Annotated in this window: 16 protein-coding genes, 1 pseudogene and 1 riboswitch; of the genes and pseudogenes, 14 read left to right on the top strand and 3 right to left on the bottom strand. The window is 34.0% G+C overall.

Going from position 1 to position 14,127, the window contains the following annotated elements; translation table 11 throughout:
- Positions 1-346: 346 nt before the first annotated feature.
- Entirely contained in the window at positions 347-619 is a 273-nt protein-coding gene (locus DYH56_RS15060; protein WP_114643691.1) for a hypothetical protein, read from the bottom strand.
- Positions 620-1,018: 399 nt separating this feature from the next.
- Here DYH56_RS15060 and DYH56_RS15055 point away from each other — a divergent pair, with 399 nt between their 5' ends.
- The gene (locus DYH56_RS15055) at positions 1,019-2,128 is read left to right on the top strand and encodes a leucine-rich repeat domain-containing protein (protein ID WP_114643690.1); all 1,110 of its coding nucleotides are present in this window, start codon (positions 1,019-1,021) and stop codon (positions 2,126-2,128) included.
- Between the two features lie 27 nt (positions 2,129-2,155).
- Here the strand turns inward: DYH56_RS15055 and DYH56_RS15050 are convergent, their stop codons facing one another.
- Positions 2,156-2,341: a hypothetical protein gene (locus DYH56_RS15050; RefSeq protein WP_114643689.1), complete on the bottom strand. Its 186-nt coding sequence runs from the start codon at positions 2,339-2,341 to the stop codon at positions 2,156-2,158.
- A 315-nt stretch (positions 2,342-2,656) separates the two neighbouring features.
- Here DYH56_RS15050 and DYH56_RS16300 point away from each other — a divergent pair.
- From DYH56_RS16300 to DYH56_RS15020, 7 genes and pseudogenes are all read left to right on the top strand, one after another.
- Positions 2,657-2,731, top strand: a pseudogene (locus tag DYH56_RS16300) (DUF1540 domain-containing protein); the annotation flags it as partial.
- Positions 2,732-2,773: 42 nt separating this feature from the next.
- Positions 2,774-2,938 (top strand): DUF1540 domain-containing protein, encoded by a 165-nt coding sequence (locus DYH56_RS16295; protein WP_233500053.1) that lies wholly within the window; start codon positions 2,774-2,776, stop codon positions 2,936-2,938.
- Positions 2,939-3,018: 80 nt separating this feature from the next.
- Entirely contained in the window at positions 3,019-3,303 is a 285-nt protein-coding gene (locus DYH56_RS15040; RefSeq protein ID WP_147269628.1) for a hypothetical protein, read from the top strand.
- Positions 3,304-3,402: 99 nt separating this feature from the next.
- The gene (locus DYH56_RS15035) at positions 3,403-3,600 is read left to right on the top strand and encodes a hypothetical protein (RefSeq protein WP_114643686.1); all 198 of its coding nucleotides are present in this window, start codon (positions 3,403-3,405) and stop codon (positions 3,598-3,600) included.
- Positions 3,601-3,709: 109 nt separating this feature from the next.
- A complete protein-coding gene (locus DYH56_RS15030; RefSeq protein WP_114643685.1) occupies positions 3,710-4,126 on the top strand; it encodes a PPC domain-containing DNA-binding protein in 417 nt (138 codons plus the stop codon).
- A gap of 13 nt (positions 4,127-4,139) precedes the next feature.
- Positions 4,140-4,239: riboswitch (purine riboswitch) on the top strand.
- A gap of 75 nt (positions 4,240-4,314) precedes the next feature.
- Entirely contained in the window at positions 4,315-5,307 is a 993-nt protein-coding gene (gene add, locus DYH56_RS15025; RefSeq protein WP_114643684.1) for an adenosine deaminase, read from the top strand.
- A gap of 54 nt (positions 5,308-5,361) precedes the next feature.
- Positions 5,362-5,988, top strand: a complete 627-nt coding sequence (locus DYH56_RS15020) for an MBL fold metallo-hydrolase (protein WP_114643683.1) — start codon at positions 5,362-5,364, stop codon at positions 5,986-5,988.
- A 59-nt stretch (positions 5,989-6,047) separates the two neighbouring features.
- On the opposite strand, the gene DYH56_RS15015 is transcribed toward DYH56_RS15020, so the two are convergent.
- Positions 6,048-6,734 carry a TetR/AcrR family transcriptional regulator gene (locus tag DYH56_RS15015; RefSeq protein WP_114643682.1) on the bottom strand — a complete coding sequence of 229 codons (687 nt, stop codon included), beginning with the start codon at positions 6,732-6,734 and terminating at the stop codon, positions 6,048-6,050.
- 570 nt (positions 6,735-7,304) lie between these two features.
- Here DYH56_RS15015 and DYH56_RS15010 point away from each other — a divergent pair.
- The 6 genes from DYH56_RS15010 to grdA all read left to right on the top strand — a co-directional run bounded on the left by DYH56_RS15010 (position 7,305) and on the right by grdA (position 13,611).
- Positions 7,305-8,630, top strand: a complete 1,326-nt coding sequence (locus DYH56_RS15010) for a glycine/sarcosine/betaine reductase component B subunit (RefSeq protein WP_114643681.1) — start codon at positions 7,305-7,307, stop codon at positions 8,628-8,630.
- Between the two features lie 15 nt (positions 8,631-8,645).
- Entirely contained in the window at positions 8,646-9,959 is a 1,314-nt protein-coding gene (grdH, locus tag DYH56_RS15005; RefSeq protein WP_114643680.1) for a betaine reductase selenoprotein B, read from the top strand.
- A gap of 125 nt (positions 9,960-10,084) precedes the next feature.
- A complete protein-coding gene (locus DYH56_RS15000; RefSeq protein WP_199533051.1) occupies positions 10,085-11,650 on the top strand; it encodes a BCCT family transporter in 1,566 nt (521 codons plus the stop codon).
- A gap of 93 nt (positions 11,651-11,743) precedes the next feature.
- Entirely contained in the window at positions 11,744-12,685 is a 942-nt protein-coding gene (gene trxB / locus DYH56_RS14995) for a thioredoxin-disulfide reductase (protein WP_114643679.1), read from the top strand.
- 13 nt (positions 12,686-12,698) lie between these two features.
- Positions 12,699-13,019, top strand: a complete 321-nt coding sequence (trxA, locus tag DYH56_RS14990; RefSeq protein WP_028856935.1) for a thioredoxin TrxA — start codon at positions 12,699-12,701, stop codon at positions 13,017-13,019.
- 121 nt (positions 13,020-13,140) lie between these two features.
- The gene (grdA, locus tag DYH56_RS14985) at positions 13,141-13,611 is read left to right on the top strand and encodes a glycine/sarcosine/betaine reductase complex selenoprotein A (RefSeq protein ID WP_114643678.1); all 471 of its coding nucleotides are present in this window, start codon (positions 13,141-13,143) and stop codon (positions 13,609-13,611) included.
- The last annotated feature ends 516 nt before the right edge of the window (positions 13,612-14,127 follow it).

The raw sequence follows: 14,127 nt of genomic DNA, 5'->3' as shown, positions 1-14,127 counted from the left end.
TCTCTTTCTAAAATGGTAATATGTTCTCGATTCATAGAAACCTCCATTAATGTTTGCTCGCACATACATTATACCAAGGAAGTCTCTATGGATCTTTTTTTGTTGCATTTAATTATACAATGTAAGTCAAAATAAAAGCTTCCAATTTGGAAGCTTTTTAAATATATTTCATCTTATATCCCAGGATGGTGTATCACGTATTTCTAAAATTTACATATATAAATACACTATTAATTCCTTTAATATTATACCATAAATTTATTCAGCCCGCTTATATAAATCTCATCCAGTTCATTGTACCTTGTTTTAAGATTATTCAGCCCTATCCAATGTCTTTTTCAGCATCTTATAATGTCTTATTGTTATACCCCGCCATTATATCCAACGGAATAAAATTAGAATATTTATAATTATGAGCCAGTCTCACCCTATCTCTTACCCTTACTACTGTAAAATAAGGATCTTCTTCCTTCCTATGATCGATGAAATGGATCAAATTATCATCATTTTTTTTTATCATTAGATAATCTCTCCCAATTTTAAGATCATTTACACCAAAAATTCTAATGTCATTAATTTTTACTGTGGTTTCATGAATATTAATTTGCATATGTTTCAAGTTACTCCCCCTTAAAAAAAGTTATAATAAATTTAGTATCTCTGCATTAGTATTTTATTCAAAATAAATTTTTTTCCTTCTTTTTTTTTATTTTATTTTTTCTATTAATTTTTATCCTTTGTTTTATATGGTTTTTTTAGAATTTCAGGTATTATCCCATAAATTTTATTATAAAAATCTTCAGTTGTCACAACAGTTGCCTCCATCAAGTTCCACCAAGGAATGAAAATGGCGGATAAAAATTTGATAAATTCCAAAACAATAAAAAATATCAAAGGATTTTTTTAATTTCCAATATATACTATAATTAGGTAATTATTTTCATGATCTGATGTCAATTTTGTTATACAGCTCATTGCTGTATAGTTGTTATTAAAACTTAAAGTGAAGGAGGGCATAATGATAAAGGATGAAAAACTCAGGGATGCTATCTGGGAGGAGATAAAGCAACTGTCAGATTATACTTCTACCTCTGAAAACTTGAAAACAGCGGATCTGAAGAGAATAGAAATTTTAAATGTCGAACATATGGGAATCGAGAATCTGGATGGAATAGAAAATCTCGTTAATCTGACCGAGTTATTCCTGGGAAATAATCAGATAAACTCCATAGAAGATGTAGATTTTTCCAAATTAAATAAATTAATATATCTTTTTTTATCGCACAATCAAATTAAAAGATTTGACAGAGTTAATTTCAGTGATCTCAATAGCCTGAGACATCTTAATATTAAGGGCAACCAGATAGCGAGTCTAAAGGATCTAGATTTTAGTGGTCTCAAAAGTTTAACAACTCTCACTCTCAGTGACAACCAGATAAAGAGTTTAGATGAAGCAGACTTCAGCGGTCTCCATAGCCTGACAACTCTCACTCTTGGTAACAACCAAATAACGAACCTAGAGGGGGTAGATTTTAGCAGCCTCAATAGTTTGACAACTCTCACTCTCAGCAACAACCAGATAAAGAGTTTAGAGGAGGTGAATTTTGGCGGACTCGACAATCTGAAAATTCTTAATCTTCAGGACAATCAGATAGTGAGCTTAAAGAATGCAGACTTCAGCGGCTTAGGTAGTCTGACATATCTCAATCTTGGTGGCAACCAGATAGAGAACCTAAAGGGGGTGGATTTCAGCGATCTTCATAGCCTGACACATCTCAATCTTAGCGGCAACCAAATAGTGAGCCTAGAAGGTTCAGACTTCAGTGGTCTTAATAGTCTGGGAGAACTGTCTCTTCAGATGAACCAGATAACAAACCTAAAGGGAACGAACTTTAACACTCTTGATAATCTAACTAATCTTTTTCTTACTGTTAACCAGATAGATACAATGAATTGGTTCAAGAGGGCATTATCTGGACTCAAAATTGATGATATTTTGACAATCTATATGTATGGTAACCCTGTCACAGGGACTGCAGAATACGATACGGTAACGGCTGAGATAAAGGAAGGTATAAACACAAACATTGGCTTTAAGCCTCCTCCATCAAATGCCACCAAGAAATGAAAATGGCGGACAAAAATTAAAGACCCTTCAGCCATTATTTTCTTCCCATTCTTCGATAGTTGTTTTATATTCAGTTTTTAACTTTGTTGTTTCTGACAATTTGTCAATTACTCCTTGAAGGGTTCCCATATAAAAAGCTGCTACTGCAAATATAATAATAATAGAAACTATTACTCCTAGGATAGTTTTTTTAGGGGGGGTAATGTCACTCATTTTAAAGACCTCCTTATGTTTTTTAATTATTTCTTAAGCTTTACTTAAGACTGATGTTATCTCTAAAGTTTCAAAAAGTCAATTTTTTAAATACATATAAAAGATGGAAGGATCTCGAATTAACCCAGATCCCTGTATAGTTAGGTTACAGGGATCTAAGTTAATCTTAATTTTTTTCAAATTTTATTTTAATCATGTTGGAGATTACAGCCTTAAAAATCATAGTTACACAAAAAAGACAAATAAAATTTAATTGAAGGAAATAAAGAGGAAGGTTGTATATAAAATACAGGAGAGAGTCATGGAGGATAAAATATGGAAATTACAAGGATATTTGATTGCAATGCTGAAACTTGTGTATATAACAAAAACAAACGATGTCATACCCCTGGTATAAATATAGGGGACGATGTACCATGTTGCGACACATTTATGGCTGGCTCTAGGAAGGCTGGATTTGATGATATTTCCGGTGGAGTAGGTTCATGTAAAGTAGATTCATGTTCTTTTAACCGTTCTTTGGAATGTTCTGCATCCGGGATTCACATGTCGGTTGTAGGAAATGAGGTAGACTGCCAAACTTATCGAAAAAAATAATGTAACTCTCTCTCCCTTAGCTGCCCCTGAGGCGGCTTTTTTAATAAAAACTAAATATATGAGAGTAAAGCAAAAGGAGGATGATAGATTTGAGACTAATCGATGAGATCAAATTAATATTGGAGGGTGCCGGTTATGAGTTTTTGGAGTCGGGGTCAAATCAAGCCCTGGAACATCCCAAGGAGATCAGGATTCGTTTTGACGGAGATGAATCGGTTGAGTTGGAACCTCATATATTCGAGGCAAATGACATAAAAAAATACCTTAAGGAATTTAAGATCATAGAGCATGATCCGGATGTCATCGATATCAAGACCGGGGAAACTCACAAGTCATACTATTCAATGATTATAGGGAGAAAGTAGGTCAAAAGAAGGGATCAGTTAGAATAGAAAGATCTTTGATTTTCAGCTTTCTTAGGTTAAAGTTAGTATGTAAAATTTTAATAGTGGAGGGGATCAGTTATGCATCATTTTATTTCAGGTTGTGACGAGAAAGGAATTGAAAAGATTAAAAAAATGGAGGAAGAAAATAACCTTCTTCTTATCGCTTACCGAGAATCGCACTATGATTATGATAAGCTGCCAAAAGAACAATTGCAAAAAATTTCTGAATTAGAAAAAGAATTAGGAGTACGAATAATAGCTCTTAAGAAGAAGTAAGGTTTATCTCTAGAAAAGGCTGATCCCGGGATCAGTTTTTTTTTCAACTTGCAAATTTTATTTAAATACAGTAACATTAAATCCAGAATACATTTAGAGAGGAGATGAAATGAAGATATATGCTGTTAGATTGACTGAAGGTATGGATTTAAAAGTTGAAATAGAAAGAATAGCTAAAGAAAGGCAGATCAAGGCAGGAGTCATCCTTTCCTCTGTAGGCTGTGTATCAAAGGCCAGATTTAGAGTAGCTGATGGTATAAATATTAAAGAGATTAAAGAAAATCTGGAGATCCTTTCACTCAACGGGACCATTTCTCCTAAAGGTGTCCATATACACATAAGCTGCAGCGATTCAGAGGGGATTAGTTTTGGGGGGCATCTTGCAGAAGGGAATATTATTAATACAACATGTGAGCTGGTTATAGGGATATTAGAAAATTATAAGTTTGATCGAGGGATGGATTTAAATACAGGCTATGAAGAATTGATCATCGAAAAAAAATCAGGCATAATTGACATAAAGTGAAATAATTGTTAAAATATTATAAATAATTTAACATCGTATAACTCCAATAATATGGTTTGGAGGTTTCTACCAGGTACCTATAATTCCTGATTACGAAGAGGGTCTGTTTTTACAGCTTTCTTTGTAATGGGAATTTTTTTTATTACTCAGAAATCTATAGATGGATCTAAACAATAGGAGGAATAAGAATGAATTTTAACAAAATGCCAAAAATAGATCTGCACTGCCACTTAGATGGAAGTTTAAGGGCTGAAACAGTTCTGGATATAATCAAAAAAAATAGGTTGGAATTAACCCAAAGTTTGGAAGGTATCAGAAAGCAGCTGACTGCCCCTTTAAGCTGCAGTTCACTGGATGAATATCTTAGATGTTTTGACCTGCCAATAGCTGTTATGCAGACTAAAGAAGATTTAGAGAGGGTATCTTTTGAACTTATGGAAGATGCTGCCATGGAAAATATAAAATATATAGAGATAAGATTTGCTCCCCAGCAGCATACTAAAGAGGGGTTGACTACAAAGGAGATAATCCAGAGTGTCCTGCAGGGGATGAGTAGAGCAGAAAAAATATACGATATAAAGGGGAACTATATCTTATCCTGTATGAGACACCTATCAGCTGAATCAGCTATGAAAATAGTTGAGGAGGGAAAGCAGTTCATAGGACAAGGAGTTGTGGCAGTGGATCTTTGCGGTGGAGAAGTGGCAGGATTTTGTCATAAATTTATCGAACCCATGAAAAAAGCAAGGGAATACGGGTATAGGATAACTGTCCATGCAGGAGAGACAGGCATAGGGCAAAATGTTGCCGATGCAATTGAATTGCTGGGAGCAGAGAGAATCGGACACGGAGTATTTATAACTAACAGCAGAGAAGCTTATAATCTGGTGAAGGAAAGAAAGATCCCTTTAGAAATCTGTCCTACAAGTAATATCCAGACTAAGGCCGTAAAAAATTATGGGGAACATCCAATATATGATTTCTATAATGATGAAATTATGGTAACATTAAATACAGACAATCGAACAGTTTCAGACACTACCATGACCGAAGAATGTATCCAAATAGAGAAAGCTTTTCATCTAAAAAAAGAAGAATATACAGATATATATCTCAACAGTGTAGAAGCAGCTTTTATCTCAGAGGATGAAAAACAAAAATTAAGGGAATATATAAAATAAAAGCAACGTGACGTTGCATCCAGAAATAAACAGTATTTTAGCCATGGAGGAGTTATGAAGATAAAAAAAATTACCCGGGGGATAATTGAAAATAATAACTATATTTTAATAAAGGGCAGCGACTGTTTAATCGTGGATTTAAGCGACTTTGATAGTATCGATGAGTATATAGAAAAATCCAGGTTAAATGTGTTGGGGATCCTGCTGACCCACACCCACTGGGATCACCTTTTGGGAGTGGATAAGTTTGTGGATAAGTACAAGGTTCCTGTCTACCTTAGTTCCAACCGGCCCAATTATATAATGGACGCAAATTTTGATTATACCATAAAAAAATATGGAGTAAGAACAAGGTTTGATATAGATAAGATCGACCTCAGGTATCTGGATGAGGGGAAGCAAAACATAGGAAATTTTGAATTCTCTGTAATAGATACTCCGGGACACACCACCTGCTCCATTGTCTATTATTTTGGGGCAGAGAAAGCAATGTTTACAGGAGATTTTTTGTTCAAAAAAACTATAGGTATAACCAATACGCAGCTGAGCAATAAGGAACAGATGAGAGAAAGTCTGAAAAAAATCAAAACATACCCCAATGACATCACCATCTATCCGGGACATGGAGAAGATACAAATTTAAAATATGAAAAAATCCATAACAGATATTTGAATAGATAGATAGATATAGTAATTCGTAAATAAAATTAGGGGGAGTCTGAGACTCCCTCTAATTTTATTTACTTCAATAACCTGCACTCCTTTAAGGTATACAACTTATAAGTGCTTTTTATGTATTTTATAGCTCTATTACATAAAACTTTACGCCTGTAAAAATTTTCAGGTTTTGTAGCTTCCTCTAAAAGCCCCTTATAAATAAGTACCTGCATGTCGTTGATGGCAGTTATATTACTGGGAGAAATCAACCTTTCTCGGGCTATCTTTATCAAAAGGATTTTATTTCTCTCATAGATATCCAGTTTTAAGATCATACGGTGAAACTTAGAAAAGGAGGTCGTTATCTCCTCTGGATAGATCTTATAAAATTCCTTTATCTCGTAGTAATTTTCAAAATCTTTCCTATTAAAATCTAAATTAGAAAAAAATATAGATTTATAGATCTCCGGTTTTTGAAATGAGCACTTACAAAAAAATTCCCAAATAAGAATTCCTTGCTCCAAGGAGTTTTCAGCCTCTGCAGTATAGCCATCCAACCCGGTTATATACTCATTTAAAAATTTTATAGAGGCCAAAAGGATTAAGTGGTCTAAATTTTTAAAATATGTATAAAGGGTTGCACTGTTGTAGCCGGTGATCTTGGCAACCTTTCTTATACTGACCTCTTCTAAGCCTTCTTCTTGAATAATAGTCATGGTGGCATCTATGAAAAGTCTTTTTACATTTAATTTTCGTTCTAGTCTGGTCATCTTTCCTCTCCTGTAAAATTATCTAGTTACTAACTAGTATATAATAAAAATTCCAAAATAAAAACAATTTTTATGAATTATTTTATTTGAAACTATCTCCTTCCTGCTATTCTTTATTTTTTCATCTACTAACATACAAGGTTTTCATAATATAAAAGGTTATTTAATATAGTTATTTGTTTCACACTTTTCCCTTAAATAACCTTATTTCAAAAAAAATAACTGCCAAAAAAAAATAAAACCAAAAAAAAACATACCCTATAAACTGTTTTTTTTTTGCATTTTTTGCAAAAGAGTTTAAAACAAAACAAAACGTTTAGAAAAAGTTGCAATTTAAGAAAAAAGTTTTTTATGCTGAACTCTATATTTTGCAAGGAGTTTGATAAAAAAATAACTTTGCCCTAAAAAATTATGTTGACTTATAAAAAATTATAAGGTATAAACTATTATAGAAAAAGTTAATCGCGATTAGAAAACTATCATGATTAGTGAATCATCTTGATTAGTAAGTTGGAAGGCGGGATTGAATTTTAACCTTGATTAAAAAAAAAACGAAAAAGAGGTGAAGTAATGAAACTTGAATTGGGTAATTTTTATGTGAAAGACGTTAAGTTTGGGGATATTACAGCTTATGAAAATGGTATTCTTACAATTAACAAGGAAGAAGCTTTAGCTTATGTTATGGAAGACGAGCATATTACTGAAGCAGATATCATTATCGCTAAACCAGGTGAAAGCAAGAGAATAGTTCCTGTAAAGGAAGCTATCGAGCCTAGATGCAGAGTAAATGGAAATCCAGTATTTCCAGGTGTAACTGGTGGAATGACTCCAGCAGGTAACGGAAGAACACATGCATTAAAAAATACTAGTGTTTTGGCAGTAGGAAAGCACTGGGGAAGTTTCGGAGACGGAATGATAGACATGAGTGGAGAAGGAGCAGATTTAACTTATTTCTCTAGACTTATCAATATTTGTCTTGTAGCTGATACAGATGAAGAATTTGAAAGATTTGAGCAACAAAAGAAAAACAAAGCATTAAGATGGGGAGCTATGAGACTTTCTGAGTATGTTGGAAACGCAGTTAAAGAATTAGAACCTGAAGATATGGAAACATTTGAGTTAGAGCCAATAATCAAAAGAGATGAAAAAACAAATGAACTTCCATCAGTTGTATATGTAATGCAGCCACAATCACAAATGGAAGAGTCTGGATACAATGACTTATTATATGGATGGGATACTAACAGAATGGTACCTACTTTCATGAATCCAAATGAAATCTTAGACGGAGCAATCATCAGTGGTTCATTTATGCCTTGTTCATCTAAGTGGTCTACATATGACATGCAAAACTGTCCTACAATCAAAGAGTTATACAAAGAGCATGGAAAGACAATCAACTTCTTAGGAGTTATCATGTCTAACTTAAATGTAGCAATGGAACAAAAAGAAAGAGCGGCAGCTTTTGTAGCTCAAATGGCTAAGTCATTAGGAGCAGACGGGGCTATCTTAGCAGAAGAAGGATACGGAAACCCAGATGCAGACTTTATCGCTTGTTTCGACGCTTTAGAAGATGCAGGAGTTAAAACAGTAGGAATCACTAATGAGTGTACTGGTAGAGACGGTCAATCACAACCATTAGTTGTGTTAAGTGAAAAAGCCAATGCAATTGTTTCTTGTGGAAATGTATCACAATTAATAAAGTTACCGGCAATGGATGAAGTAATTGGAGAATTAGCAGCATTAGGTAGAGATGGTTTATCTGGTGGATGGGAAGGCGACGAAAAATTAGGTCCTTCAGTAAGAGAAGATGGTTCAGTTATTTTAGAAAATAACTCAATGTTCTGTGGAGATCAAGTTCTTGGATGGTCTCAAAAAACAATGAAAGAATTTTAAGGAGGATTAAACAGTATGAAAAAAGCAATTTTATATATAAATCAATTTTTCGCTGGAATTGGTGGGGAAGATAAAGCCGATCACGCTCCAGAAATTAAAGAAGGATTAGTAGGACCTTCATTAGCATTAGACTCAGCATTAAAAAATGCAGAAGTAACTCATACAGTTATTTGTGGAGACAACTTCATGGGTTCTAATCAGGATGAAGCAGTAGAAAGAATTTTAGAATTTTTAGAAGGTAAAGAATTTGATATCTTCTTCGCAGGACCTTCTTTCCAAGCAGGAAGATACGGGAATGCTTGTGGAGTAATCTGTAAAGCTGTTAAAGAAAAATTTAATGTTCCTGTAATTTCATCTATGCATATAGAGAATCCAGGAGTAGAAATGTTCAAAAAAGAAGTTGTTATTTTCCCAGGTGGTAGAAGTGCCGCTGCAATGAGAAAAGACACTAAGAAAATGGCTGCCTATGCAGACAAAGTTTTAGCTGGAGAAAAAATTGGAACAGCTGAAGAAGAAGGATTCTATGTAAGAGGAATCAGACATCAAGTAATCGACTTCACAATGGAACCAGCAGCAGTTAGAGGAGTTAAAATGCTTCTTAAAAAATTAGCTGGAGAAGAATATGTAACTGAGTTACCTATTCCTAAAAGTGATAGAGTAGAAATAGCAGAACCTGTTAAAGATCTATCAACTGCTAAAATCGCATTTGTTACTACAGGTGGAATAGTACCAGTAGCAAACCCGGACAGAATTCAATCTGCATCAGCTACAAGATGGGGAATGTATGATATTAGTGAAATGCCAAGATTAGAAGGCGGAGTATTCAAAACTATCCATGCAGGTTATGATCCGGCAGCAGCAGATGCAGATCCTAACGTATGTGTACCTTTAGATGCATTAAGAGCATATGAAACAGAAGGAAAAATTGGAAGCATAGACTCACATTTCTATACAACTGTTGGAACTGGAACTACAGAAGCAGAAGCAGCTAGAATGGCTCAAGAAATGGTACCATTCCTAAGAGAACACAGTGTTGACGCTGTTATCATGACTTCTACATGAGGTACTTGTACTCGTTGTGGAACAACGATGGTAAAAGAAATAGAAAAAGCAGGTTTCCCAATTGTACAAATGGCAAACTTAGTACCAGTAGCTAAAACAGTAGGTGCCAATAAGATAGTCCCTACAATCTCAATTCCATATCCATTAGGAGATCCAAATACTTCTAAAGAAGAGCAATGGAAATTAAGATATCATAGAGTAGGAGTTGCATTAGATGCACTTGCTACACATATCGAAGATCAGACAGTATTTGAGGTTAAATTCTAAATAAATAGGGGGAGCAAACTTTGCTCTCCCATTAAATATAAATATATACGTATAAATATATATTTATATATATATATTTATACGTATATATTTATATATATATATTTAATTTTAAGGGGGGAATTATGAAATCAGACGTAGCAATAGAAAAAGACAGCAGTATGAAAAAAAGTGATGCCACATTTTATGTATCGATAGCTCTAACTTTAGCAATTGTATTATGGGGGCTAGTTTTACCTACAAGTTTTGAAAAAGCAGGAAATGCAACCTTTGGCTATCTTATAGCTAATTATGGGTGGTTATATACACTTTCCATGTCATCATTTGTTATATTTTGTGCTTACCTAGCATTCAGTAAATACGGGTCGATAAAATTAGGTCCTGACAATTCCAAACCAGAATATACTTTGGTATCATGGTTTGCTATGTTATTTTCAGCAGGAATGGGTATAGGATTAGTATTCTGGGGAGCAGCAGAACCTATGAATTTCTATGTTAATCCAATTATAGGAATTGAGGGAGGATCACCTGAGGCAGCAGCCTTTGCTATGCAGCAGTCATTTATGCACTGGGGTCTTCATCCATGGGCTAACTATTCAGTATTAGCTTTGGCTATGGCCTATATGCAGTTTAGAAAGGGAAAACCAGGCCTTGTAAGTAGTGTTTTTATCCCGGTTGTGGGAGAAAAAGCTGTTAAATCATGGTTTGGAAAGATGATAGATGTCTTTGCAATCTTTGCAACTGTTGCAGGAGTAGCTACATCTTTAGGACTTGGAACTTACCAGATAAATGCTGGTTTAAACTATTTATTCGGAGTACCGGAAACCAGTATGGTTCAAATAATAATCGTAGGTGTGATAACTGCTATCTTTATGTTCTCGGCTATGGCTGGAGTAGATAAGGGTATGAAATTCATATCTAACCTAAATGTAGGAGTAATCCTTTTAATGTTGGTTATCTGTTTCTTAGTAGGACCTACTCTATTGATCCTAAAAGTATTTGTAGAATCTTTAGGAAACTATATGGGTGGATTTGTAACTGCCAGTTTCGAGATGGGAACTTTTACAAATGACTCTTGGTATGGTGACTGGACGGTATTCTACTGGGCATGGTGGATTGCATGGGCTCCATTTGTTGGAAGTTTCATAGCAAGAATATCTAAAGGAAGAACAATCAGAGAATTTATTACCGGAGTATTATTAGCTCCTACCCTGGCTTCATTTATCTGGTTTGCAGTATTTGGAAGTATGGGATTAGAACAAGGAATGGATATTGCAAAAGAAGCCATAGCATCGACTCCTACAGCATTATTTGTAGTGTTGAGTAAATATCCAATGGGAATGATTATATCAATAATCGCAGTGATTTTACTTTGTACTTTCTTTATCACTTCAGCAGATGCAGCTACATTTGTACTTGGAATGTTAAGTTCTAAGGGAGATTTAAATCCATCTGTTGGAAAAAAACTTCTTTGGGGTGGAATTCAATCTGGATTGGCATTAGCTTTAATGTTAGCTGGAAGTAACGGACTCAAGATGTTACAGACCATATCTCTGGTGGCCGCCTTCCCATTCATATTTATAATGATTTTTGCAATGATTTCAATGATTAAATCATTAAAATCTGAAAAAATAGGGAACAGAGAACAAGCAGAACAAACAGAAGGAATAGAAATTGAACAAATAAATTAAAAAAAAATTAAAAAAAAATTAAAAAAACTATTGATATAATATTAAAAATGAAATAGAATAAACAAAATGAAATAGAATGAACAGGAGGATACAATGTCAAAAATATACGACCTTATAGTAATAGGAGCAGGGCCGGCAGGATTATCTGCAGCTCTGTATGCAGGAAGATCAAAGTTATCAACATTGGTATTGGAAAAGAGTAAGACAGGGGGACAGATTGTTATAACTCATGAAGTAGCAAACTACCCTGGATCTGTAAGAGAAGCTACAGGACCGTCTCTAATAGGTAGAATGGTAGAGCAGGTAAAAGAATTCGGTGCAGAAATCCAAGCTGACAATATAATCGATGTAGATTTCACAGGTGACATCAAAATTGTTAAAGGTGAGAAAGAAGAGTATTGTGCTAAGGCAGTTATTATTGCAACTGGAGCTACACCTAGAAAGATGGGTTGCCCGGGAGAAGCTGAATTTACTGGTAAGGGAGTTTCATACTGTGCTACATGCGACGCAGACTTCTTTGAAGATTTCGAAGTATTCGTAATCGGTGGAGGAGACACAGCAGTTGAAGAAGCAATGTATCTGACTAAATTTGCTAGAAAAGTAACTATAGTACATAGAAGAGATGAATTAAGAGCAGCTAAATCTATCCAGGAGAAAGCATTTAAGAATGAAAAATTAGCATTTATGTGGGATTCAACAGTTGAAGAATTAAGAGGTGACGGGATATTGGAAACAGCAGTATTCAGAAACTTAAAAACTGGTGAATTAACAGAATTCCATGCAGATGAAGAAGATGGAACATTCGGATTATTCGCATTTGTTGGTTATGTACCGCATTCAGATACATTCAAAGGTCATATAGAAATGGATGACTGGGGATACATCAAAACAGACGACGAAATGAGAACAAATGTAGAGGGAGTATTTGCAGCAGGAGATATCAGACCTAAAGCACTTAGACAAGTAGTAACAGCAACTGCTGATGGAGCAATCGCAGCAACGTTAGCTGAAAAATATATGGAAGAAAAATTTTAAGGAGGATAAATTTATGTTAATCGTAGATAAGGGAACATTCGAAGAAGAAGTACTAAATGCAGAAGGATACGTATTAGTAGATTATTATAGTGACGGGTGTGTACCATGCCAGGCATTATTACCTGAATTAGAAGTAATAGCTGAAAAAAATGCTGATAAAGCTAAATTTGTAAAATTAAACACAAGTAAGGCAAGAAGAATGGCTATAAAGCAAAAAGTATTAGGATTACCTACAATAACTTTATATAAAGGTGGAGAAAAGGTAGCAGAGTTAACAAAAGACGATGCAACAGCTAAAAATATCGAAACTATGTTAGCAGAAAATATCAAGTAACAATAATTTATCAATTTTTACAGATTGATGATTATTATATAAATAATTGAGAAATGCAACAAAAATATTATTTTTATAGGATCAATGTATTCATTTTAAAAGTATTAGGAGGAAATAAATTATGTTCGAAAATAAAAAGTTAATAATAGTAGGAGATAGAGACGGAGTACCTGGGGAAGCTATAAAAGCTTGTGCAGAGACTATTCCTTCAGTAGAGGTAATATTTGCTTCTACAGAATGTTTTGTCTGAACGGCAGCAGGAGCAATGGATTTAGAGAATCAAAAAAGAATTAAAGATTTCGCAACTGAATATGGACCAGAAAACTTAGTAGTTATATTAGGAGCAGCAGAAGCAGAGGCATCTGGATTAGCTGCAGAAACAGTAACAATGGGAGACCCTACATTCTCAGGAATATTAGCTAACGAAGCGTTAGGATTATCAGTATTCCACGTATTAGAAGACCAATTCAAAGGTGCAGTAGATGCTGACGTATTTGAAGAGCAGGTAGGAATGATGGAAATGGTATTAGAAGTAGAAGAAATCGTAGAAGAAATGAACGAAATCAGAGGAGAAGGTTGTAAATACCTTTAATTTCTCGCAAAACTTGTAATAACTAAACCAGCAACAAAAACAAAAATAACTAAAAAACTAAGAGATCATATTCAAAACCGTGTCCTATGCAGGGCACACAACAAATCTTTAATTAAAATAATTCTTAAAAAATCCATTGAACAAATGGCTCAGGATGAGCCTATATGATAATAAAATAACTCTTCCTTATTAATAAAAATTGAGGTAAGAAGTGTCAGTAACAAATTAAAATTTAAAAGTCTTATAAAAATAATAATAAATTTCTTAAATTATTAGATCCAATAATCTTCTAATTAAAATATAGAAGACAAATAAAAATTAAATAATTAACCTAAAATAAGGGGGAAGAGTTATTGTCTCTTTCCCTTATTTTTAATAGCTTTAAAAATAAATAAATAAATTATAATAAATAATCGGAGGAATAAAAGATGAATTTTGCAGTTTTAAAAGGAGCAGCATATTGTTTAGTGCATACTCCAGACATGATCTTACACAACGGAACTACACAAACAGTTG

Source organism: Psychrilyobacter piezotolerans (assembly GCF_003391055.1).
GTDB lineage: Bacteria > Fusobacteriota > Fusobacteriia > Fusobacteriales > Fusobacteriaceae > Psychrilyobacter > Psychrilyobacter piezotolerans.
This window is presented reverse-complemented; position numbering and strand designations above follow the sequence as displayed.